This window comes from Dokdonia sp. Dokd-P16, from assembly GCF_003095655.1.
Taxonomy (GTDB): Bacteria; Bacteroidota; Bacteroidia; order Flavobacteriales; family Flavobacteriaceae; genus Dokdonia.
In genome coordinates, this window is record NZ_CP029151.1 from 560,557 (window position 1) to 581,954 (window position 21,398).

Below are 21,398 nucleotides of genomic sequence, written 5' to 3' on the forward strand. Positions count from 1 at the left end.
ATTACAAAAAAGAAGTCTCATTTTTTAACATATAGGCTTCATAGAAGGTTAAAAATTAATTAAATTCTTACTAGATAACACAAGAGAGAACTTTCCAAATATAGAAGATACTTATAAACAGACATTTTACACAAAAGCTGATATGCTTCTAGTAGCGCAATAAAAAAGGACATGTACCGTAGCACATGTCCTTTACCCAACTTAAATCTAGATTTTGGATTTCTCCAAAATCCATTTAAAAAAAGAGCGAGTGTACAACATCGAAGCGTAACTGCCCGCTCTTACCCAACTTAAAGTCATACTTGCTTGTTTATTCACTAACGATGCAACGAATGAGCCAGGTAAAAATTTAAAAAACTATATAGATTTAAAATTCGCTTTCGCGAAAGCAAAACCTAGACAACTTCTAAAAGATCATAATTTGGAAATATAAAATTAATGTATTTTAACGTGTTTACCACAGCAATTGAGTAAGATTTTACTTACTTATTGATTTTAACATAAAACACTGAATTACAGAAGTAATAGCTTATGATTTAAACGATAAAGAGTGCTACTAGTTTTAATTTTTAAATGAAAATTACATTACACTAAGCACATAATCCTCAAAATCCGTTATTAATCGGCTCTTATAAAAATAAAAATGCCCTCTCATGGAGAAGGCATTTTTCAAATAATATAGTTCTTATCACTCTTACTTTATCTTAAAGGCATTCATTGCCGGAAAGTATGCGGTATCAGCAAGCATCTCTTCTATACGAATAAGTTGATTGTACTTTGCCATACGATCAGAACGTGAAGCAGAACCTGTTTTAATCTGACCACAGTTAAGTGCTACAGCTAGATCTGCAATCGTATTGTCTTCAGTTTCTCCAGATCGATGAGACATTACAGAAGTATAGCCTGCGTTATGTGCCATGTTTACAGCTGCAATTGTTTCTGTAAGAGTACCTATTTGATTCACCTTAATAAGGATAGAGTTTGCAATCCCTTCATTTATACCTCTTGATAGACGCTGTACATTAGTTACAAATAAATCATCACCTACAAGTTGAACCTTGTCACCAATCTTATCAGTAAGATATTTCCAACCTTCCCAGTCGTTCTCATCCATTCCATCCTCTATAGATATAATTGGATATTTGTCTGCTAGCTCAGCCAAGTAATCTGCTTGTTCCTCACTAGTACGTATTTTTCCAGTTTCACCCTCAAATTTTGCGTAGTTGTACTTTCCATCTACATAAAATTCTGCAGCAGCACAATCTAGCGCAATCATAATTTCGTCACCCCAAGAGTAACCAGCTTTTTCTACAGCTATTTTCACACTATCAAGCGCATCTTCTGTACCGTCTAATGCTGGAGCAAATCCTCCTTCATCACCTACTGCTGTACTCAAGTTACGATCATGTAATACCTTTTTAAGGTTATGAAAAATCTCAGTTCCCATTTGTAATGCATGACTAAAGCTCTTAGCTTTAACTGGCATTACCATAAATTCCTGAAATGCTATAGGCGCATCACTATGTGATCCTCCATTAATAATATTCATCATAGGTACTGGAAGTGTATTTGCACTAACTCCACCTATATATCTATATAACGGCATATTCAATTCGGCAGCTGCTGCTTTTGCACAAGCAAGAGAAACACCTAGGATTGCATTTGCGCCAAGTTTTGATTTGTTTGGAGTGCCATCTAGATCTATCATAAGTTGATCAATAGCGTTTTGCTCAAAAACAGATACTCCAAGTAATTCTGGAGCAATAAGCGTATTTACATTTTCAACAGCTTTCGACACACCTTTACCCATAAAAGCATTACCACCATCACGCAACTCTACTGCCTCGTGCTCACCTGTAGATGCTCCAGAAGGAACAGCTGCTCTTCCCATTACACCTAACTCAGTGAATACATCAACTTCAACAGTTGGGTTTCCTCGTGAATCAAAAATTTGCCTTGCGTGAACTTCTATGATTATACTCATGTTATAGTTGTTTTATTAGTTACGTAAAAATACGATTTTGATGATGATTTTGTAAAGTCTATGTTCTTTTGTAGCGATAACGTTTTCGCGAAAGCAAAATTTTTAAACTAAAAAAATCCCCATCTAACAAATTAGATGAGGATTAGATTTTTAAGCTGTGACACTTTTAATATTATCTATGAACTGATCGAATAAATAAGTAGCATCGTTAGGTCCAGGACTCGCTTCCGGATGATATTGAACGGAAAAGCAGTTCTTATCCTTTAGTTTAATTCCTGCAACAGTGTTATCATTAAGGTGAACATGCGTTATCTCCACATCGTTATTAGCTTCTGCCTCCTCCCTATTAATTGCAAAGCCATGGTTTTGTGAAGTAATTTCACCCTTACCAGTAACCAAGTTCATTATAGGATGATTGATCCCACGGTGTCCATTGTGCATTTTATAAGTAGAAATACCATTTGCGAGTGCTATTACTTGATGTCCTAGGCATATTCCAAATAGTGGATCGTTTGCGCTAATGATATCTTTTGCAACTTGTATTGCATTTTCAAGTGGCTCAGGATCTCCAGGTCCATTAGATAAAAAATATCCATCAGGATTCCATTCTTTCATCTCCTTATAAGTAGTATTGTATGGGAATACTTTTACATATGCACCTCTTTTTGCGAGATTTCGTAAAATATTACGTTTGATCCCAATATCTAATGCAGCAACCTTAACTTCGGCATTTTCTTCGCCAAAATAGTAAGCTTCAGTGGTAGATACTTTTGAGGCTAATTCTAGTCCGTTCATATCAGGAACCTCCGACAACTGCTTTTTCAAACCTTCAATATCATCAACAGCAGTTGAAATAACAGCATTCATAGCACCATTATCACGTATGTGTGCAACAAGCGCTCGAGTATCTACATCCGAAATAGCGAAGAGTTCACTATCATTTAAGAAAGATTCTAAAGACTCCTCTGCATCTTTTCTTGAGTATGTATAGCTGAAATTTCTACAAATTAATCCAGAAATTTTAACAGTGTCAGACTCCGTCTCAACATCTGTTGCTCCATAATTACCTATATGAGCATTTGTAGTAACCATTAACTGACCAAAATATGATGGATCAGTAAAAATTTCTTGATAGCCTGTCATTCCTGTATTAAAACAAACTTCACCAAAAGAAGTTGCTTCTTTGTCTCCTACAGATTTACCATGAAAAATTGTTCCGTCTGCAAGTAATATTATGGCTGGTCTTCTAGATTGATATTTCATTTTTTGTTTTTTCCTTACAGAAGACAAAAGTAGTGAATATAGTCTTTTGAAAAAAGAATAGTTTAATCACTGAAATTAATTCGCAGAAGATCTAAGCGAGCTTAATTTTATAAACATCTTTTTTAAATCTGAATCCTCTTTGTAAGACAACTTATTATCCTTCACATACTGCACCATTATATCCTCATAATCATTGAAAATTGCGAGTACAGAAGATTTCTTTGGCTTAAATTTCTTAAACTCTCCATCACTAATAAGATAATAGTTTATACTACTTACATATTCATCAGGCTCTTGTCCAACTTGTATATCAAATTTTCCCTCTCTTATTCTGACGTTATGGTCTTTCAATAAGGAGATGTCATCAGATTCGTATATAACTTCCATTAATCTAGATATATTATCTTGTGGATTTAACGTTCTTTTGAAAGTTAAATCATTTACACTAACAGAGCCGACAACAAACTGATTTACATCTAATAGATACTCTCCCTCTTTAAAGGAAAATGTACCTCGCTCCATATCAAAATTAACATTACGTACATCTATAACTTGCTTATTCTGTGTTATAACTCTAGCAGAGCTAAACCAATTATCGAATAAAAACTTATCACCCTCTATCTTAGTTGCGGCCTTAAATGTCCTACCCGAGTAGTTTCCCCCATCAAAATTTACTAGTGATCCGTCAATAGCTTGGTTAGAATTTAAACTTGACATAAACGTCACATCTTCAGATTGACAGATTGCTGTAAGAGAATTAATAAGTAAAACGGAGATCAAGAAATATTTCATAACACTAAAGTTGTTTTGTTATAACTAATATAATACCTAAAAACAGAACTCAACAAAAAATAGAAATCTTAACAAGATATTATGAATCTTTTGAAATAAAAAAGGCTCTGCTTAATAGCAGAGCCTTTTTAAAACTGTTTAGACAATAAAATTATCTATTCTTCTTCGTTAGAAGCGTTTTCTTCTGTTGCAGCAGGTGCTACAGCTTCGGCTTTTTTACTTCCACGACGCGTATTTTTCTTCTTTGCTGGTTTTCCTGGGCTGTAAATCTCGTTGTAATCAACAAGTTCTATCATTGCCATATCAGCGTTATCCCCAAGACGGTTACCCATCTTGATAATACGAGTATAACCTCCTGGACGATCACCAATCTTTGCCGCTACATCTCTGAATAATTCAGTAACTGCATCTTTTTGGCGAAGCTTTGCAAAAACGATACGACGATTATGAGTAGTATCTTCTTTTGACTTTGTGATCATTGGCTCAACAAACTGCTTTAAAGCTTTTGCCTTTGCCACTGTCGTGTTTATTCTCTTATGTTCAATTAAAGAGCAAGCCATGTTTGCAAGCATAGACTTTCTATGTGCAGTCTTTCTCCCTAAGTGATTAAATTTCTTTCCGTGTCTCATTGTAATATGTATTTTCCCGCTTTCGCGAAAGCGCTATTGCATTTCTGCTATAGCTAACTAGTCTTTATCTAATTTATACTTAGCTAGATCCATTCCAAAACTAAGGCCTTTTACATTTACAAGCTCTTCAAGCTCAGTAAGTGACTTTTTACCAAAGTTTCTGAATTTCATCAAGTCATTTTTGTTATAAGAAACAAGATCTCCTAATGTTTCTACTTCTGCTGCTTTTAAACAGTTAAGCGCACGAACGGAAAGATCCATATCGATAAGCTTAGTTTTAAGCAACTGACGCATGTGTAGAGATTCTTCATCATAAGTCTCAGTCTGAGCTATCTCATCTGCCTCTAAAGTGATACGCTCGTCTGAGAATAACATAAAGTGGTGAATAAGGGTCTTAGCTGCTTCAGTAAGAGCTTCTTTTGGATGAATAGATCCATCAGTGATGATTTCAAAAACTAATTTTTCATAATCAGTTTTCTGCTCAACACGATAGTTCTCTATACTATATTTCACATTACGGATAGGAGTATAAATAGAGTCTGTAAAGATAGTCCCAAGAGGTGCATTAGACTTCTTGTTCTCTTCAGCAGGTACATATCCACGTCCCTTTTCGATAGTAATTTCCATATTAAGATTTACTTTCTTATCCATGTTTGCTATCACCATATCAGGATTAAGCACTTGGAAACCAGAAATAAATTTTTGAAAATCACCAGCTGTTAATTGATCTACTCCAGATAATGAAATTGTTACAGTTTCGTTATCTATTTCTTCTATTTGTCTTTTAAAACGTACTTGCTTAAGATTAAGGATAATTTCTGTAACATCCTCAACTACTCCAGCCAATGTAGAAAACTCGTGATCTACACCTTCTATACGTACAGATGTAATTGCAAAACCTTCTAATGAAGATAACAATACACGACGTAAAGCGTTTCCTACGGTTAAACCGTAACCTGGTTCTAAAGGTCTAAACTCAAATTTACCTTCAAAATCAGTAGAGTCAATCATAATGACTTTATCGGGCTTCTGGAAATTTAATATTGCCATATCGGTTTTCTAGCTTTAGTGGTTATTACTTAGAGTACAGCTCGACGATGAACTGGGTATTGATGTTTTCAGGAATCTGAAGACGTTGTGGTATTGCCACAAAAGTACCTTCCTTCTTATCGTTGTTCCAAGAAATCCACTCGTAGACGTTACTTGAATTTTGAAGAGAGTTAGAGATTACTTCTAAAGATTTAGACTTCTCACGTACCGCAACAACATCACCAGGCTTAACCTGAAATGAAGGAATGTTTACGATGCTTCCATTTACAGTAATGTGACGGTGTCCTACTAATTGACGTGCACCACTTCTAGAAGGAGACATTCCCATTCTGTGTACAACATTATCAAGACGACACTCACAAAGTTGAAGTAAAACTTCACCTGTAATTCCTGGAGCACGATTTGCTCTGTCGTACATGTTTCTAAACTGACGCTCAAGGATACCGTAAGTATACTTTGCCTTTTGCTTTTCAGCTAACTGTACTGCGTATTCAGATTTCTTTCCTCTACGTCTGTTGTTTCCGTGTTGCCCTGGAGGGTAATTTCTTTTTTCAAAAGATTTGTCTTCTCCGAAGATTGCTTCGCCAAATTTACGAGCGATCTTTGTTTTGGGACCAGTATATCTTGCCATTTTAAATGTATTTGTTGAGGGTGATTAGAAATTAAGGTCAATCCTTTGCTAATCGTTCTCCCTCGAGATATTAATTATAATTTAGTATTAAACGCGACGTCTCTTAGGAGGACGACAACCGTTGTGCGGCATTGGAGTGATATCAATAATCTCAGTCACTTCAATTCCACTGTTGTGTACAGCACGTATAGCAGACTCACGTCCGTTACCTGGGCCTTTAACATACACTTTCACTTTACGAAGGCCAGCTTCGTGAGCAACCTTAGAACAATCTTCTGCAGCAGTCTGAGCAGCATACGGAGTATTCTTTTTAGAACCTCTGAAACCCATTTTACCGGCAGATGACCAAGAGATAACATCTCCTTTCTTGTTTGTTAACGAAACTATGATGTTATTAAATGAAGCAGTTATATGGGCTTCCCCAACTGATTCTATAACAACCTTACGTTTTTTTGCAGTTTGCTTTGCCATTATGCCTTATTATTTAGTTGCTTTCTTCTTGTTTGCAACTGTTTTACGCTTTCCTTTTCTAGTACGAGAATTATTCTTTGTACGTTGTCCTCTTAAAGGAAGACCCACACGATGACGAATACCACGGTAACAACCAATGTCCATCAAACGTTTAATGTTCAAAGAAACTTCTGAACGAAGTTCTCCTTCTATTGTAAATGTACCAACAGCATCACGTATGCGACCTATTTCGTCGTCATCCCAATCAGATACTTTTTTATCTTCTGATACATTAGCAGCTGCAAGAATTTCTTCTGCTCTACTCTTTCCGATTCCAAAGATGTACGTTAATGCAATTACACCTCTCTTTTGTTTTGGGATATCTATCCCTGCAATTCTAGCCATAACTATTAACCTTGTCTTTGTTTAAACCTAGGATTCTTTTTGTTGATTACGTATAATCTTCCTTTGCGACGAACGATCTTGCAATCGGCGCTTCTTTTTTTAATGGATGCTCTTACTTTCATATCCAGCTTTTTTCCGCTTAATAGCGGTAAGTTATACGAGCCTTTGATAAATCGTAAGGACTCATTTCTAATTTTACTTTATCCCCAGGTAATAATTTGATATAGTGCATACGCATTTTACCTGAGATATGCGCTGTCACAACGTGACCGTTTTCTAACTCTACTCTAAACATTGCATTAGACAATGCCTCGATTATAGATCCATCTTGCTCTATTGCTGCTTGCTTTGCCATTATGCTACTGCTTTTCGGTTTTTACCTGATTTCATAAGACCATCGTAATGCTTATTCAAAAGATAAGAATTTACTTGTTGCATAGTATCTATAGCTACACCAACCATAATTAATAGTGATGTACCTCCATAAAACAATGCCCATCCTTGTTGCATACCTAATACATTAACTGCTACTGCAGGAAATATAGCGATAAGAGCAAGAAACACAGAACCCGGAAGAGTAATCTGCGACATTATTCTATCTAAATATTCAGCAGTTTCAGATCCTGGACGTATGCCAGCTATAAAGCCACCACTACGTTTTAAATCATCTGCCATTTTATTAGTAGGTACTGTGATTGCTGTATAGAAATATGTAAAAACAATAATCAATAATGCAAACACAAGGTTATACCAAAAACCAAAAATGTTATTTCCGAAGTTGGTTTGTAACCAAGTTCCAGCAGTGGTATCTGCCAAGAAACTTGCACCACCTATCAACCCAGGAACAAACATAATTGCCTGCGCAAAGATAATAGGCATTACCCCAGAAGCGTTAAGTTTTAGTGGTAAAAATTGTCTACTACCAAAAACATTTTTTTCATAGGCTCCAGTCGCTGTTCTTCTTGCATATGAAACCGGCACTTGACGTACTGCCATAACAAGTAAAATACACAACAAGATAATAACAAACCAAATCACTAACTCTATGAGTATCATGATTAAACCACCGTTTGACTCATTAACACGAGCTACCCATTCTTGTACAAATGATATAGGCATCGTTGCAATAATACCCACCATAATTAAAAGTGAAATACCATTACCGATACCTTTATCTGTAATCTTTTCACCTAACCACATAGCAAAAACACAACCTGTAACTAAAATAAATACAGATGATATATAGAATGTAGGTGTTAAACCCATAACAAAAGCGCTAGAAGGAACTCCTAATGCAGGTAACGCAGCAAGATATCCTGGTGCCTGTAATAAACAGATTGCAATAGTTAACCATCTAGTTATTTGGTTGATTTTTCGTCGTCCACTTTCACCCTCCTTTTGTAGCTTCTGCAGATAAGGTATTGCTATTCCCATTAACTGCACTACAATAGAAGCAGATATATATGGCATAATCCCCAACGCAAAAACTGATGCATTAGAAAATGCACCACCTGTAAATGCAGCTAGAAGACCTAACAAACCTTGATCCGTACTATCCTGAAGACCCCCAAGTTGTGAAGCATCTATACCAGGAAGTACTACTTGAGCACCAAAACGATATACGAGGAGAAGTGTGAGCGTAAGGAGTATTCTATTCCTTAGCTCATCAATCTTCCAGATATTCTTTATTGTATCTATAAATTTCATCCTCTTATATCAATTATAGCGTTACAGCTTCACCGCCAGCAGCTTCAACAGCAGCCTTTGCAGTTGCAGTAAATTTATGTGCAGATACTTTAATTTTAGCCTTAAGCTCTCCTCTACCTAATATCTTAACTAGATCGTTTTTACCAACTAATCCAGCTTCCATAAGAGACTCAATAGATACTTCTTCCGTCAAACGCCCAGCATCAACATACTCTTGTAATGTATCAAGGTTTACACCTGCATACTCTTTTCTGTTGATATTTGTAAATCCAAATTTAGGAACACGACGTTGAAGTGGCATTTGCCCTCCTTCAAAACCAATTTTCTTACTGTATCCTGAACGAGACTTCTGTCCTTTGTGTCCACGACCAGCCGTACCACCTTGACCAGTTGCCTGACCACGACCTTTACGACTATCGTTTTTCTTAACAGCTCCTTTTGCAGGCCTTAAGTTATTTAACTCCATCTGTTATTTATATTAAGCTTCCTCTACAGAAACTAAGTGACTAACTTTACTTACCATACCAAGGATGTTAGGTGTATTATCATGCACCTTTACCTGGCCTATTTTTCTTAACCCAAGAGATTCTAAAATTCTCTTTTGGTTCTGAGTGCGGTTTATTGCACTCTTAACCTTTGTTACTTTGATTTTTGCCATTGTCCTTGATTTATCCTTTAAACACTTTATCTAGTGTGATACCACGTTGCTTTGCAACTGTCTCAGCACTTCTTAACTTAAGTAAAGCATCAAAAGTTGCCTTAACTACGTTATGTGGATTTGAAGATCCTTGATTCTTTGATAATACATCATGTATCCCAACTGATTCAAGTACTGCACGTATTGCACCACCCGCGATAACTCCAGTACCCGCTGCTGCAGGTAATAAAAGTACACGAGCTCCTCCAAATTTACCTTTCTGTTCGTGAGGGATAGTTGCTTTATTTAATGGAATACGAACTAAGTTTTTCTTAGCATCTTCCATAGCCTTTGCAATTGCAGAAGCTACTTCTTTAGACTTTCCTAAACCGTGACCTACTACTCCATTCTCATCACCTACTACAACAATAGCAGAAAATCCAAAAGCTCTACCTCCTTTAGTTACCTTAGTAACACGCTGTACACCAACTAAACGATCTTTAAGATCTAACCCAGATGGTTTTACTAACTCTACGTTTTTATAATCTTGATACATACTTCTTAGAATTTAAGACCGCCTTCTCTTGCGCCCTCTGCTAGTTGTTTAATTCTTCCGTGATATAAGTAACCACCTCTGTCAAATACTACAGCCTCTACTCCAGATTTTGTAGCTTTTTCAGCGATTGCCTTACCTACAAGCTTTGCAGTTTCAGTCTTACTTGATTTTGCAGCTGCGATATCTTTATCACGTGACGATGCTGCCATAATAGTTTTCCCCGTAAGGTCATCTACTAACTGAGCATAAATCTCTTTATTACTTCTAAATACACAGAGTCTTGGTCTCTCCGCAGATCCAGAAATAGTCTTACGAATTCTAAGATGAATTCTATTTCTTTTTTCACTTTTTGATAATGCCATTTCTCTATGTATTATGCAGATTTACCTGCTTTTCTTCTAATTATCTCTCCTACAAACTTGATACCTTTACCTTTATAAGGCTCTGGTCTACGGAAACCGCGTATTTTTGCAGCTACTTGTCCTACAAGTTGTTTATCATGTGAAGTAAGTTTAATAATAGGATTTTTTCCTTTATCAGAAACTGTTTCTACTTTCACTTCTGGAGCTATATCCAAAACTATATTGTGAGAAAATCCTACAGCAAGATCAAGTTTATTACCTTGGTTACTCGCTCTATAACCTACACCTACAAGTTCTAATTTCTTTTCAAAACCGTTAGATACACCTTCAATCATGTTTGCAATCAAAGACCTGTATAGTCCGTGCTTTGCACGAACATCCTTCTTATCTGAGTCACGCTCAAGAGTAATAGTTCCGTCTTCGATTTTAATATCTATACCAGAGTACTCTTGCGTAAGCTCGCCTAATTTTCCTTTTACCGTTACAATACCATCTGCTACGTTTACCGTAACACCATCTGGAACTGTAATTGGGCTTCTACCTATTCTTGACATCTTGTTGTCTTTTTATCTGATTAGTAAACGTAACAAAGTACCTCTCCTCCAACATTGTGTTGAGCCGCTTGCTTACCTGTCATAACTCCTTTAGAAGTTGAAACAATAGCAATTCCCAGTCCATTCAATATACGAGGTATCTCTGTTGATGAAGAATATTTACGTAAACCAGGCTTACTTATTCTTTGTATATCCTTAATAACAGCTTCTTTAGTAATGCGATCATACTTCAAGGCAATCTTGATAGTATCCTGCGCTTTACCTTCTTCAAACTTGTAGCTAAGAATGTACCCTTGGTCAAATAAGATTTTAGTCATCGCCTTCTTAAGGTTTGATGCTGGAATCTCGACCACTCTGTGATTTGCTGCCGATGCGTTACGCACACGTGTCAGGAAATCTGCAATAGTATCTGTATTCATTTAATTATAGTTACGGTAGTGGTTTTCTCTAGTCCCGCTTTCGCGAAAGCATAAAAAGAACCTTCTACCAATTTATACTCTTTGTATTACCAGCTCGCTTTCTTAACTCCTGGTATTAATCCTTGGTTTGCCATCTGACGGAACATCACACGTGATAATCCGAACTGACGCATATAACCCTTAGGACGACCTGTAAGTTTGCAACGATTGTGCTGACGTATAGGTGAAGCGTTCTTAGGTAACTTTTGCAATCCTTCGTAATCTCCAGCTTCTTTTAAAGCCTTACGTTTCTCAGCATATTTTGCAACTGTTTTAGCACGCTTTACCTCACGGGCTTTCATTGATTCTTTAGCCATATCTTAATTCTTTTTAAAAGGTAAACCTAGTTCTGCAAGTAATGATTTTGCTTCCTTATCAGTTTGAGCAGAAGTTTGAAAAGTGATGTTCATACCATCTATTTTCTTGATTCTATCAATATTGATTTCAGGAAAGATAATCTGCTCTGTAACTCCCATACTGTAGTTACCACGACCATCAAAACCTGTAGCATTGATTCCGTTAAAGTCACGTACTCGTGGAAGTGCAGATGTAACAAGTCTATCTAAAAACTCATACATGCGCTCTCCACGTAAAGTAACTTTGGCACCAATAGGCATTCCTTTACGTAATTTAAATGTCGCAACATCCTTCTTAGACATTGTCGAGATAGCTCTCTGTCCTGTGATAAGCGTAAGCTCCTCAACAGCATTTTCTACAAGCTTCTTATCTGCAACCGCAGCTCCAACACCACGAGATACTACAATCTTATTAAGACGAGGTACCTGCATAATATTTTTGTAACCAAACTCTTCTTGAAGGGCTGGCGTTACGCGGTCTTTAAACTCTTGTTTTAGTCTTGGTACGTATCCCATCACTATAATATTTCGTTGTTAGACTTTGCAAAGCGTACCTTCTTATCTCCTTCCATACGGTAACCTACTCTCGTAGTCTTACCATCCTTATCCATCAAAGATAAGTTAGAAATTTGAAGTGGCGCTTCTTTTTCTTTAATTCCACCTTGAGGATTTGCGGCGCTTGGCTTTTCGTGCTTCTTCACCATGTTAACACCCTCAACGATTGCTTTGTTCTTCTCGATAAATACTTTTACGACTTTACCTTCAGACCCTTTGTGATCTCCAGCAATAACCTTAACTGTATCTCCCGTTTTTATTTTAAGCTTTGTCATCTTATTGTCTGTATTAAAGCACCTCTGGTGCTAATGATACAATCTTCATAAACTGTTTGTCACGAAGCTCTCTTGCTACTGGTCCAAATACACGAGTACCGCGCATCTCACCTTGAGCATTTAAAAGAACACAAGCGTTATCATCAAAACGGATATATGATCCATCTGGACGACGTACTTCCTTCTTAGTACGTACAACTACTGCTGTAGATACGGCTCCTTTTTTAATTTGACCGTTAGGTGTAGCATCTTTTACAGATACTACAATCTTATCCCCTACAGAAGCATATCTTCTCTTAGTACCTCCTAATACACGGATAGTCAAAACTTCTTTTGCTCCGGTATTATCTGCTACTTTTAATCTTGATTCTTGCTGTAACATTACTTCGCTCTTTCAATGATTTCTACTAGTCTCCAAGTCTTTGATTTACTCATAGGACGTGTTTCCATGATCCTAACTGTATCTCCTTCGTTGCAGTCGTTTGTTTCGTCGTGTGCTACATACTTCTTCGTCTTTAAAACGAATTTACCATACATAGGGTGCTTTACTTTTTTAACTTCGGCAACAACGATAGACTTTTGCATCTTGTTACTAGTTACTACACCGACACGCTCTTTTCTTAAATTTCTTTTTTCCATCTTAAGCAGCGTTATTGTTCTCTTTTAGTTAATTCAGTTGCAATTCTAGCGACTGTACGTCTCATAGAACGCAGTTGAATAGGATTGTCAAGTGGAGAGATAGCGTGCGCCATCTTAAGATCCATGTAAGATCTTTTTGCTTTTCCAAGCTCTTCTTGCAATTCTGCTACAGATAATCCTTTTACCTCTGATTGTTTCATAGTACTATAATTTATTCAGCTGAAAAATCTCTAGCTACGACATACTTAGTTCTTACTGGAAGTTTTTGAGCCGCAAGACGTAATGCCTCTTTTGCCACTGGTTCTGGAACCCCTCCTAATTCGAACATAATGCGTCCTGGTTTTACAACTGCTGCCCAATATTCTACAGCACCTTTACCTTTACCCATACGTACCTCTAAAGGCTTCTTAGTGATAGGCTTATCTGGGAAAATCTTAATCCAAAGAGTTCCCTCTCTTTTCATGTAACGTGTTGCTGCTATACGAGCTGCTTCTATTTGTCTCGCAGTTACAAAAGATGAATCGAGTGATTTTATACCGAACTGACCGTTAGAAAGCAAATGCCCTCTATTAGCTAGTCCTTTCATACGACCCTTCTGCTGCTTGCGGAATTTTGTTTTTCTAGGCTGTAACATTTTTTACTGTCTTTTTAAAAATTACTTTCTACGACGTGGTCCACGGTTGTCCTTACGACCTCCACCACCTTTTCCAGACTTGCTATTTTGCAGTCCTACTAAAGGAGAAAGCTCTCTCTTGCCATATACTTCACCTTTCATAACCCATACTTTGATACCCAATCTACCATATGTAGTGTGAGCTTCAACCAAAGCATAATCTATGTCGGCTCTAAAAGTAGATAAAGGAATACGCCCATCTTTATAAGATTCTGAACGCGCCATTTCAGCTCCATTCAATCTCCCAGAAATCTGGATTTTAATACCCTCAGCATTCATACGCATCGCTGCTGCGATAGCCATCTTAATTGCACGACGGAAAGAAATTCTTCCTTCTATCTGGCGAGCAACACTTTGACCTACCAGAAATGCATCAAGCTCTGGACGTTTAATCTCGTGGATATTAATTTGTACTTCTTTACCTGTGAGTTTCTTAAGCTCTTCTTTCAACTTGTCTACTTCCTGACCACCTTTCCCAATAATAATACCAGGTCTTGCAGTAGTAATAGTAACGGTTACAAGTTTAAGCGTACGCTCAATTATAACTCTAGACACACTAGCTTTGCTTAAACGAGCGTGAATATAACGTCTAATCTTATCGTCTTCGGCAAGTTTATCACCGTAGTCATTACCTCCGTACCAGTTAGATTCCCATCCTCTGATTATTCCAAGGCGATTTCCGATTGGATTTGTCTTCTGTCCCATCTAATTAATTGCTTTGTGTGTTATCTTTTGCTCCAAGAATCACTGTTACGTGATTAGAACGTTTTCTAATTCTGTGCGCGCGACCTTGTGGTGCTGGACGTAGTCTTTTCAACATTGTTCCAGAATCCACTTTGATCTCTTTAATAAAAAGATTAGCATCTTCGATACTAGCATCCTCATTCTTAGCTTCCCAGTTTGCAACTGCAGAAAGAACAAGTTTCTCAACTTTACGTGACGCCTCTTTATTACTAAATTTCAACAACTGAAGTGCTCTCTCCACCTGCGTACCTCGTACCATATCTGCTACAAGACGCATTTTACGTGGAGAGGTAGGGCAGTTATTCAATTTCGCGAAAGCGATAGACTTATTAGCCTCTTTGCGACGATTAGCCGCTTCTTTTTTACGAACTCCCATCTCCTGTTATCTTTTACCTTTATTTTTCTTATCAGCTCCGTGCCCTCTGTAAGAGCGCGTAGGTGAAAATTCTCCTAGCTTATGCCCTACCATGTTCTCAGTAACATATACTGGTACGAACTGGCGACCATTATGCACTGCAATAGTTTGCCCCACAAAATCTGGGGTAATCATAGAAGCTCTAGACCAAGTCTTGATGACAGTCTTTTTATCGCCTTCTACGTTTGCAGTAACTTTCTTTTCTAACTTATAGTGAACGTAAGGTCCTTTTTTTAATGAACGTGCCATATCTTATTATTTCTTTCTACGTTCTACAATATACTTATTACTCGACTTCGTCTTAGAACGCGTTCTGTAACCTTTAGCAGGTACACCATTACGGTTTCTAGGGTGACCTCCAGAAGATTTACCTTCTCCACCTCCCATTGGGTGATCGACAGGGTTCATAACTACTGGACGTACACGTGGACGACGACCTAACCAACGGCTTCTACCAGCTTTACCAGATACAAGTAACTGGTGATCACTATTAGATACAGCACCTATTGTTGCCATACACGTTGATAAGATTAATCTTGTTTCTCCAGAAGGAAGTTTTACCGTAGCAAACTTACCATCACGAGCCATTAACTGAGCAAATGAACCCGCCGAACGCGCCATAACAGCACCTTGACCTGGACGTAACTCAATACAAGATATTATAGTTCCCAAAGGAATCGCCGAAAGTGGCATAGCATTACCTATCTCAGGAGCTACACTTGCACCAGAAACTAAGTTCTGACCAACTTGCAAACCATTCTGAGCGATAATATAACGCTTCTCACCATCTTGATAATCAAGAAGAGCGATAAACGCCGTTCTGTTTGGATCATATTGGATTGACGCAACAGTTGCAGGAACTCCTTCTTTGTTACGTTTAAAATCGATAATACGGTAACGCTTTTTGTGACCTCCACCTACTTGGCGTATAGTCATCTTACCCGTATTATTTCTACCTCCTGAGCGTTTTTTCGGAGCCAATAGGCTTTTTTCCGGCTTATCAGTCGTAATCTGGTCGAAACCATTTACAACTCTAAATCGCTGCCCTGGAGTGATAGGTTTTAATTTTCTTACTGACATTTTTTTGTCTTAAATGTTGTTATAAAAATCTATTGTATCACCTTCCGCCAGCTGTACAATTGCCTTTTTAATAGCATTTGTTTTACCAGTAAGAACACCAGACTTCGTATGACGAGACTTGCGATCCGGGCGGACGTTCATTGTGCGAACTTTTTCAACTGAAACACCATAAGCAGCTTCTACCGCTTTCTTAATTTCAACCTTATTTGTTCTCATACTCACTTCAAAAGTAAAACGATTCATTTCCTCGCTATCTTTTGTTGCTTTTTCTGTAATAACAGGCTTTATTAAAATACTCATCGTGTCTTATTTTGCTAAATTTGCTTCAACACCTTCTAAAGACCCTTCTAAGAACACAACGTTGTTTGCATTCATTATTCCGTAAGTGCTTAATTCTGAGCTTTTTACGACTTTAGCGGTCTTTAAATTGCGCGACGACAAATATACGTTATTATTTGACTCTCCCAACACTATAAGTGACTTTTTATTCTCTAACCCTAAGGCTTTCAAAACATTCACAAAATCTTTCGTTTTTGGAGCGTCTAGATTAAAATCTTCTATTACAGTGATTGCGTTATCGTTAGCCTTAATTGTAAGTGCCGAACGACGTGCAAGTCTCTTCAATCCTTTGTTTAATTTGAAAGAGTAATTTCTAGGTCTTGGGCCGAACATACGTCCTCCTCCTCTAAAAACACCAGACTTAATACTACCCGCACGGGCTGTACCAGTTCCTTTTTGCTTCTTGATCTTACGAGTAGAACCCGCAATCTCTGCTCTTTCTTTAGACTTGTGCGTTCCTTGACGTTGGTTAGCAAGAAATTGCTTAACATCTAAATACACAGCATGCTTGTTTGGTTCAATTCCAAAAACAGCATCAGAAAGGTCTGCCTTTCTCCCTGTTTCTTTTCCTTTGATATCTACAACTGCTATCTTCATTACTTCTGAATGATTACATAAGCATTTTTGTGACCAGGAACACATCCTTTCACTACAAGTAGATTCTTTTCAGCAACTACTTTCAATACTTTAAGATTTTGAACTTTTATTTTGTCACCACCCATACGACCTGCCATACGCATTCCTTTGAATACACGTGCAGGGTAAGATGCTGCCCCAATTGAACCTGGCGCTCTAAGACGGTTATGTTGACCGTGAGTAGCTTGTCCAACACCACGGAAACCGTGACGCTTTACAACTCCTTGAAAACCTTTACCTTTTGAAGTTCCCGATACATCGACAAATTCTCCTTCAGCAAAATGATCTACAGTAATTGCATCTCCTAATTTAAACTCTCCTTCAAATCCTTGAAATTCGACAACTTTACGCTTAGCAACAGTTCCTGCTTTTTTGGCGTGGCCAGCAGCAGCTTTGTTTGCCTTCTTAGCGTCATCGAAACCAAGTTGAAGGGCTTCATACCCGTCAGCTTCTGTGGTTCTGACTTGGGTGATAACGCAGGGACCTGCTTCGATAACGGTACATGGAATATTTTTTCCATTCTCGTCAAAGATGCTAGTCATACCTACTTTCTTTCCGATTAACCCAGACATAATTATAAATATTTGTTATTAAAAAATCTATTCTAAAAAAAACAAGGCCGAACACGTTCGACCTTGAATGTGTGTTTCCGTTTTTCCCTCGCACGCAGCTCAGGACAAATTAGTGTGGTAATTAATACGCTTTCGCGAAAGCGTAAACATCTATCACACCTTAATCTCTACCTCTACTCCAGATGGTAATTCTAATTTCATCAAAGCATCAATAGTCTTTGAAGAGGAAGAATAGATATCAAGTAAACGCTTATAAGAGCTAAGCTCAAATTGCTCACGAGATTTCTTGTTTACGTGTGGAGAACGTAATACAGTAAAGATTTTCTTATGTGTTGGAAGAGGAATAGGCCCTGTTACTACAGCTCCTGTTGTCTTCACAGTTCTTACAATTTTCTCAGCACTTTTATCTACTAAGTTGTGATCGTAAGATTTTAGTTTAATTCTAATTTTTTGACTCATTTCCTTAGTAATTAATCGTTTGTACCTTTAGATGCTGCAATAACTTCTGCTGCAATATTTGCAGGAGTTTCCTCGTAGTGAGAAAATTCCATAGTAGAAGTTGCACGTCCAGATGATAGCGTACGCAATGTTGTTACATAACCAAACATCTCAGAAAGTGGCACTGTTGCCTTGATAGTCTTTGCACCAGCACGGTCACCCATACTTGCCATTTGACCACGACGACGGTTCAAATCTCCTACAATATCACCCATGTTCTCTTCTGGTGTAATCACCTCAAGCTTCATGATAGGCTCCATTATAACTGCCTTGGCAGCTTTTGCAGAGTTTTTAAATCCAAGCTTAGCAGCAAGTTCGAAAGAAAGTTGATCAGAATCCACATCGTGGTAAGATCCATCTCTCAACGTTACTTTAATTGCATCTACTTCATAACCAGCAAGAGGTCCATTTACCATTGCCATTTTGAATCCTTTCTCAATAGATGGGATAAATTCCTTAGGAACGTTACCACCCTTAATTACTGATTCAAATTGCAATCCTACAACACCTTCGTCTGCAGGCTCTATTGTAAATACGATGTCAGCAAATTTACCACGTCCACCAGATTGCTTTTTATAAGTTTCTCTGTGCTCTGCGGCTCTTGTAATTGCCTCCTTGTACTCAACTTGTGGTTGACCTTGGTTAACCTCTACTTTAAATTCTCTTCTTAAACGGTCTACAATTACATCTAAGTGAAGCTCACCCATTCCTGATATAATAGTCTGACCTGAAGCCTCGTCTGAACGAACTGTAAACGTAGGATCTTCTTCAGCAAGTTTTGCTAAGCCCATTCCTAATTTATCTACATCTGCTTTAGTTTTAGGCTCAACCGCGATACCGATTACCGGATCTGGGAAGTCCATAGATTCCAAAACAATAGGGTGCTTCTCATCAGAAAGTGTATCTCCAGTCTTAATAGACTTGAAACCTACAGCTGCTCCAATATCTCCAGCCTCTATATAGTCAATCGCATTTTGCTTGTTAGCATGCATTTGATAGATACGTGAGATACGCTCTTTTTTACCAGAACGATTGTTTAGTACATAAGATCCAGCATCTAAACGACCTGAGTATGCTCTAAAAAATGCAAGGCGACCCACAAAAGGATCTGTTGCAATTTTAAATGCAAGAGCAGCAAAAGGCTCCTTTACATCTGGCTTACGTAATTCTTCTTTTTCTGTATCTGGGTTTACACCTACGATACCCTCCTTATCCATAGGAGAAGGTAAGTAACGACAAACAGCATCAAGAAGGAATTGAACTCCTTTGTTCTTAAATGCAGAACCACAGATCATAGGAATGATAGACATATCCATTACAGCAGCACGAAGCGCAGCGTGCACTTCATCTTCTGTAATTGAATCCTCATCTTCCATATATTTTTCTAGCAAGTTTTCATCATACGCAGCAACTTCTTCAATAAGCTTACCGCGAAGCATTCTTGCTTCCTCTTTTAAGTTTTCTGGAATATCAACAACATCAAATGTTGCTCCCATTCCTTCTTCATGCCATACGATAGCACGGTTCTTAACAAGATCGACAATTCCTTTAAAATCCTCTTCATCACCAATGTTAAGAACGATAGGCACAGCATTTGAACCTAACATTTCCTTAACTTGAGTACAAACCTCTAAGAAGTTTGAACCTTGACGGTCCATTTTATTTACAAAACCAATACGTGGCACTTTGTAATTATCTGCAAGTCTCCAGTTAGTTTCTGATTGCGGCTCAACACCATCAACAGCACTAAACAAGAATACTAAACCATCAAGTACACGTAAAGAACGATTCACCTCTACAGTAAAATCAACGTGACCAGGAGTATCTATAATATTAAAGTGATAATCCTTAGTATCAGGAAGCGTCTGTGCGTTCTCCATTGGAAACTTCCAAGTACAAGTAGTAGCAGCAGAGGTAATTGTAATACCACGCTCCTGCTCTTGCTCCATCCAGTCCATTGTTGCAGCACCATCATGCACTTCACCAATCTTGTGACTTACACCTGTATAATAAAGGATACGCTCTGTAGTCGTAGTTTTTCCAGCATCAATGTGAGCTGCAATACCTATATTTCTAGTAAATTTTAAGTCTCTAGCCATTTCTTAGAATCTAAAGTGTGAGAATGCTTTGTTTGCTTCTGCCATCTTGTGTGTATCAACGCGCTTCTTTACAGCAGCACCTTCCTCCTTTGCAGCAGCAAGAATCTCTGCCGCAAGTTTTGCAGCCATTGATTTCTCATTTCTCTTACGAGAAAAACTAATTAACCATTTCATAGCCGTAGAGATCTTACGATCTGGGCGGATTTGGTTTGGGATCTGATATGTTGCTCCTCCCACACGACGACTACGTACTTCTACGTGTGGCATCACATTAGATAAAGCATCTTTCCACAATTCAAGAGCAGTTTTCTCTTCGTTTGTGTTTTTTTCTTCTACGATATCAATTGCATCATAAAAAACTTTGAATGCAGTAGACTTCTTACCACTCCACATCATCATGTTAACGAAACGAGTCACTAACTGATCATTAAATTTCGGATCTGGAAGAATTGGTCTCTTCTTGGCCTGTTTTTTTCTCATTACTTCTTCTTAAAGTGTTGTTGATTTACTTCTTAGGGCGTTTTGCACCGTACTTAGATCTCGATTGCGTTCTTCCTGCAACACCAGCGGTGTCTAAGGCTCCACGTACAATGTGATATCTAACTCCTGGCAAATCTTTTACCCTTCCACCTCTTACCAATACTATCGAGTGCTCTTGTAAATTGTGTCCTTCACCACCGATGTATGCATTCACCTCTTTACCATTTGTTAAACGAACACGCGCAACTTTACGCATAGCCGAGTTTGGTTTTTTAGGTGTAGTCGTGTAAACACGAGTACATACGCCACGTCGTTGTGGGCACGATTCAAGGGCAGCAGATTTACTCTTCTTGGTAATCTTGGTTCTTCCTTTACGTACTAATTGTGAAATTGTTGGCATAATTTCTTTCTACCTAATTGTTAATTTTCTTAATCTACCCAAATTTAGGGTTTGCAAAAGTAAGAATAATTTACTAACCATCAAACCCACTTTGATTAAAATTTGGAAAAACTTCTGAATACCAAAAAACTAGCATACTTTCGTAATCCTAAATTCGTT

General features: G+C 37.8%; 35 protein-coding genes. All 35 read right to left on the bottom strand.

The features are described 5' to 3' along the window. Positions 1 to 694: 694 nt before the first annotated feature. On the bottom strand, positions 695 to 1,984 hold the full coding sequence (eno, locus tag DCS32_RS02535) for a phosphopyruvate hydratase (RefSeq protein ID WP_108876864.1): 1,290 nt from the start codon (positions 1,982 to 1,984) through the stop codon (positions 695 to 697). A 150-nt stretch (positions 1,985 to 2,134) separates the two neighbouring features. Continuing rightward, positions 2,135 to 3,247, bottom strand: a complete 1,113-nt coding sequence (gene carA, locus DCS32_RS02540) for a glutamine-hydrolyzing carbamoyl-phosphate synthase small subunit (RefSeq protein ID WP_108876865.1) — start codon at positions 3,245 to 3,247, stop codon at positions 2,135 to 2,137. 75 nt (positions 3,248 to 3,322) lie between these two features. Continuing rightward, positions 3,323 to 4,039, bottom strand: a complete 717-nt coding sequence (locus DCS32_RS02545; protein WP_108876866.1) for a hypothetical protein — start codon at positions 4,037 to 4,039, stop codon at positions 3,323 to 3,325. Between the two features lie 155 nt (positions 4,040 to 4,194). Continuing rightward, positions 4,195 to 4,668 (bottom strand): 50S ribosomal protein L17, encoded by a 474-nt coding sequence (gene rplQ, locus DCS32_RS02550; RefSeq protein ID WP_108876867.1) that lies wholly within the window; start codon positions 4,666 to 4,668, stop codon positions 4,195 to 4,197. A 57-nt stretch (positions 4,669 to 4,725) separates the two neighbouring features. Continuing rightward, entirely contained in the window at positions 4,726 to 5,718 is a 993-nt protein-coding gene (locus DCS32_RS02555) for a DNA-directed RNA polymerase subunit alpha (protein WP_013751347.1), read from the bottom strand. A gap of 25 nt (positions 5,719 to 5,743) precedes the next feature. Continuing rightward, entirely contained in the window at positions 5,744 to 6,349 is a 606-nt protein-coding gene (gene rpsD / locus DCS32_RS02560) for a 30S ribosomal protein S4 (protein WP_013751346.1), read from the bottom strand. Positions 6,350 to 6,436: 87 nt separating this feature from the next. After that, the gene (gene rpsK / locus DCS32_RS02565) at positions 6,437 to 6,820 is read right to left on the bottom strand and encodes a 30S ribosomal protein S11 (RefSeq protein ID WP_013751345.1); all 384 of its coding nucleotides are present in this window, start codon (positions 6,818 to 6,820) and stop codon (positions 6,437 to 6,439) included. 9 nt (positions 6,821 to 6,829) lie between these two features. Beyond that, positions 6,830 to 7,204, bottom strand: coding sequence for a 30S ribosomal protein S13 (gene rpsM, locus DCS32_RS02570; protein ID WP_013751344.1), 375 nt, complete (start codon positions 7,202 to 7,204; stop codon positions 6,830 to 6,832). 5 nt (positions 7,205 to 7,209) lie between these two features. Beyond that, positions 7,210 to 7,326: a type B 50S ribosomal protein L36 gene (gene ykgO, locus DCS32_RS02575; RefSeq protein WP_010519235.1), complete on the bottom strand. Its 117-nt coding sequence runs from the start codon at positions 7,324 to 7,326 to the stop codon at positions 7,210 to 7,212. A 17-nt stretch (positions 7,327 to 7,343) separates the two neighbouring features. After that, on the bottom strand, positions 7,344 to 7,559 hold the full coding sequence (infA, locus tag DCS32_RS02580) for a translation initiation factor IF-1 (protein WP_013751343.1): 216 nt from the start codon (positions 7,557 to 7,559) through the stop codon (positions 7,344 to 7,346). Next, entirely contained in the window at positions 7,559 to 8,911 is a 1,353-nt protein-coding gene (gene secY, locus DCS32_RS02585; RefSeq protein WP_108876868.1) for a preprotein translocase subunit SecY, read from the bottom strand. The genes infA and secY overlap by 1 nt, the downstream gene beginning before the upstream one ends. 13 nt (positions 8,912 to 8,924) lie before the next feature. Next, on the bottom strand, positions 8,925 to 9,377 hold the full coding sequence (gene rplO / locus DCS32_RS02590) for a 50S ribosomal protein L15 (RefSeq protein WP_013751341.1): 453 nt from the start codon (positions 9,375 to 9,377) through the stop codon (positions 8,925 to 8,927). A 12-nt stretch (positions 9,378 to 9,389) separates the two neighbouring features. Next, positions 9,390 to 9,569 (bottom strand): 50S ribosomal protein L30, encoded by a 180-nt coding sequence (rpmD, locus tag DCS32_RS02595; protein ID WP_013751340.1) that lies wholly within the window; start codon positions 9,567 to 9,569, stop codon positions 9,390 to 9,392. 10 nt (positions 9,570 to 9,579) lie between these two features. Further along, positions 9,580 to 10,104, bottom strand: coding sequence for a 30S ribosomal protein S5 (rpsE, locus tag DCS32_RS02600; protein ID WP_013751339.1), 525 nt, complete (start codon positions 10,102 to 10,104; stop codon positions 9,580 to 9,582). A 5-nt stretch (positions 10,105 to 10,109) separates the two neighbouring features. Next, the gene (gene rplR, locus DCS32_RS02605) at positions 10,110 to 10,466 is read right to left on the bottom strand and encodes a 50S ribosomal protein L18 (protein WP_013751338.1); all 357 of its coding nucleotides are present in this window, start codon (positions 10,464 to 10,466) and stop codon (positions 10,110 to 10,112) included. Between the two features lie 11 nt (positions 10,467 to 10,477). Next, the gene (rplF, locus tag DCS32_RS02610) at positions 10,478 to 11,020 is read right to left on the bottom strand and encodes a 50S ribosomal protein L6 (RefSeq protein ID WP_108876869.1); all 543 of its coding nucleotides are present in this window, start codon (positions 11,018 to 11,020) and stop codon (positions 10,478 to 10,480) included. Between the two features lie 20 nt (positions 11,021 to 11,040). Continuing rightward, positions 11,041 to 11,439, bottom strand: a complete 399-nt coding sequence (gene rpsH / locus DCS32_RS02615; RefSeq protein ID WP_013751336.1) for a 30S ribosomal protein S8 — start codon at positions 11,437 to 11,439, stop codon at positions 11,041 to 11,043. Positions 11,440 to 11,525: 86 nt separating this feature from the next. Further along, complete coding sequence (gene rpsN / locus DCS32_RS02620; RefSeq protein ID WP_013751335.1) at positions 11,526 to 11,795, bottom strand: 30S ribosomal protein S14; 270 nt, start codon at positions 11,793 to 11,795, stop codon at positions 11,526 to 11,528. A gap of 3 nt (positions 11,796 to 11,798) precedes the next feature. Continuing rightward, the gene (gene rplE / locus DCS32_RS02625) at positions 11,799 to 12,350 is read right to left on the bottom strand and encodes a 50S ribosomal protein L5 (protein WP_013751334.1); all 552 of its coding nucleotides are present in this window, start codon (positions 12,348 to 12,350) and stop codon (positions 11,799 to 11,801) included. A 2-nt stretch (positions 12,351 to 12,352) separates the two neighbouring features. Next, on the bottom strand, positions 12,353 to 12,664 hold the full coding sequence (gene rplX / locus DCS32_RS02630) for a 50S ribosomal protein L24 (protein ID WP_013751333.1): 312 nt from the start codon (positions 12,662 to 12,664) through the stop codon (positions 12,353 to 12,355). A 13-nt stretch (positions 12,665 to 12,677) separates the two neighbouring features. Next, the gene (gene rplN / locus DCS32_RS02635) at positions 12,678 to 13,046 is read right to left on the bottom strand and encodes a 50S ribosomal protein L14 (RefSeq protein ID WP_013751332.1); all 369 of its coding nucleotides are present in this window, start codon (positions 13,044 to 13,046) and stop codon (positions 12,678 to 12,680) included. After that, complete coding sequence (gene rpsQ, locus DCS32_RS02640) at positions 13,046 to 13,303, bottom strand: 30S ribosomal protein S17 (RefSeq protein ID WP_013751331.1); 258 nt, start codon at positions 13,301 to 13,303, stop codon at positions 13,046 to 13,048. Before rpsQ ends, rplN begins: the two co-directional genes overlap by 1 nt. Positions 13,304 to 13,314: 11 nt before the next feature. Continuing rightward, entirely contained in the window at positions 13,315 to 13,503 is a 189-nt protein-coding gene (gene rpmC / locus DCS32_RS02645) for a 50S ribosomal protein L29 (RefSeq protein ID WP_013751330.1), read from the bottom strand. An 11-nt stretch (positions 13,504 to 13,514) separates the two neighbouring features. Continuing rightward, entirely contained in the window at positions 13,515 to 13,937 is a 423-nt protein-coding gene (rplP, locus tag DCS32_RS02650) for a 50S ribosomal protein L16 (protein ID WP_013751329.1), read from the bottom strand. Positions 13,938 to 13,958: 21 nt separating this feature from the next. Next, positions 13,959 to 14,681 (bottom strand): 30S ribosomal protein S3, encoded by a 723-nt coding sequence (gene rpsC, locus DCS32_RS02655; RefSeq protein ID WP_108876870.1) that lies wholly within the window; start codon positions 14,679 to 14,681, stop codon positions 13,959 to 13,961. Positions 14,682 to 14,685: 4 nt separating this feature from the next. After that, on the bottom strand, positions 14,686 to 15,096 hold the full coding sequence (gene rplV, locus DCS32_RS02660; protein WP_013751327.1) for a 50S ribosomal protein L22: 411 nt from the start codon (positions 15,094 to 15,096) through the stop codon (positions 14,686 to 14,688). 6 nt (positions 15,097 to 15,102) lie between these two features. Then, entirely contained in the window at positions 15,103 to 15,384 is a 282-nt protein-coding gene (gene rpsS, locus DCS32_RS02665) for a 30S ribosomal protein S19 (RefSeq protein ID WP_108876871.1), read from the bottom strand. A 6-nt stretch (positions 15,385 to 15,390) separates the two neighbouring features. Next, positions 15,391 to 16,215: a 50S ribosomal protein L2 gene (rplB, locus tag DCS32_RS02670; protein ID WP_013751325.1), complete on the bottom strand. Its 825-nt coding sequence runs from the start codon at positions 16,213 to 16,215 to the stop codon at positions 15,391 to 15,393. A gap of 9 nt (positions 16,216 to 16,224) precedes the next feature. Next, on the bottom strand, positions 16,225 to 16,515 hold the full coding sequence (gene rplW / locus DCS32_RS02675; RefSeq protein WP_013751324.1) for a 50S ribosomal protein L23: 291 nt from the start codon (positions 16,513 to 16,515) through the stop codon (positions 16,225 to 16,227). Positions 16,516 to 16,521: 6 nt separating this feature from the next. Next, on the bottom strand, positions 16,522 to 17,151 hold the full coding sequence (gene rplD / locus DCS32_RS02680; RefSeq protein WP_013751323.1) for a 50S ribosomal protein L4: 630 nt from the start codon (positions 17,149 to 17,151) through the stop codon (positions 16,522 to 16,524). Next, positions 17,151 to 17,762, bottom strand: coding sequence for a 50S ribosomal protein L3 (gene rplC / locus DCS32_RS02685; RefSeq protein ID WP_108876872.1), 612 nt, complete (start codon positions 17,760 to 17,762; stop codon positions 17,151 to 17,153). Before rplC ends, rplD begins: the two co-directional genes overlap by 1 nt. Positions 17,763 to 17,915: 153 nt before the next feature. Next, positions 17,916 to 18,221: a 30S ribosomal protein S10 gene (gene rpsJ, locus DCS32_RS02690; protein WP_013751321.1), complete on the bottom strand. Its 306-nt coding sequence runs from the start codon at positions 18,219 to 18,221 to the stop codon at positions 17,916 to 17,918. A gap of 11 nt (positions 18,222 to 18,232) precedes the next feature. Continuing rightward, complete coding sequence (gene fusA / locus DCS32_RS02695) at positions 18,233 to 20,359, bottom strand: elongation factor G (protein WP_013751320.1); 2,127 nt, start codon at positions 20,357 to 20,359, stop codon at positions 18,233 to 18,235. A gap of 3 nt (positions 20,360 to 20,362) precedes the next feature. Next, complete coding sequence (gene rpsG, locus DCS32_RS02700) at positions 20,363 to 20,839, bottom strand: 30S ribosomal protein S7 (RefSeq protein WP_013751319.1); 477 nt, start codon at positions 20,837 to 20,839, stop codon at positions 20,363 to 20,365. A 25-nt stretch (positions 20,840 to 20,864) separates the two neighbouring features. Further along, complete coding sequence (gene rpsL, locus DCS32_RS02705) at positions 20,865 to 21,239, bottom strand: 30S ribosomal protein S12 (protein ID WP_013751318.1); 375 nt, start codon at positions 21,237 to 21,239, stop codon at positions 20,865 to 20,867. Positions 21,240 to 21,398: the final 159 nt, after the last annotated feature.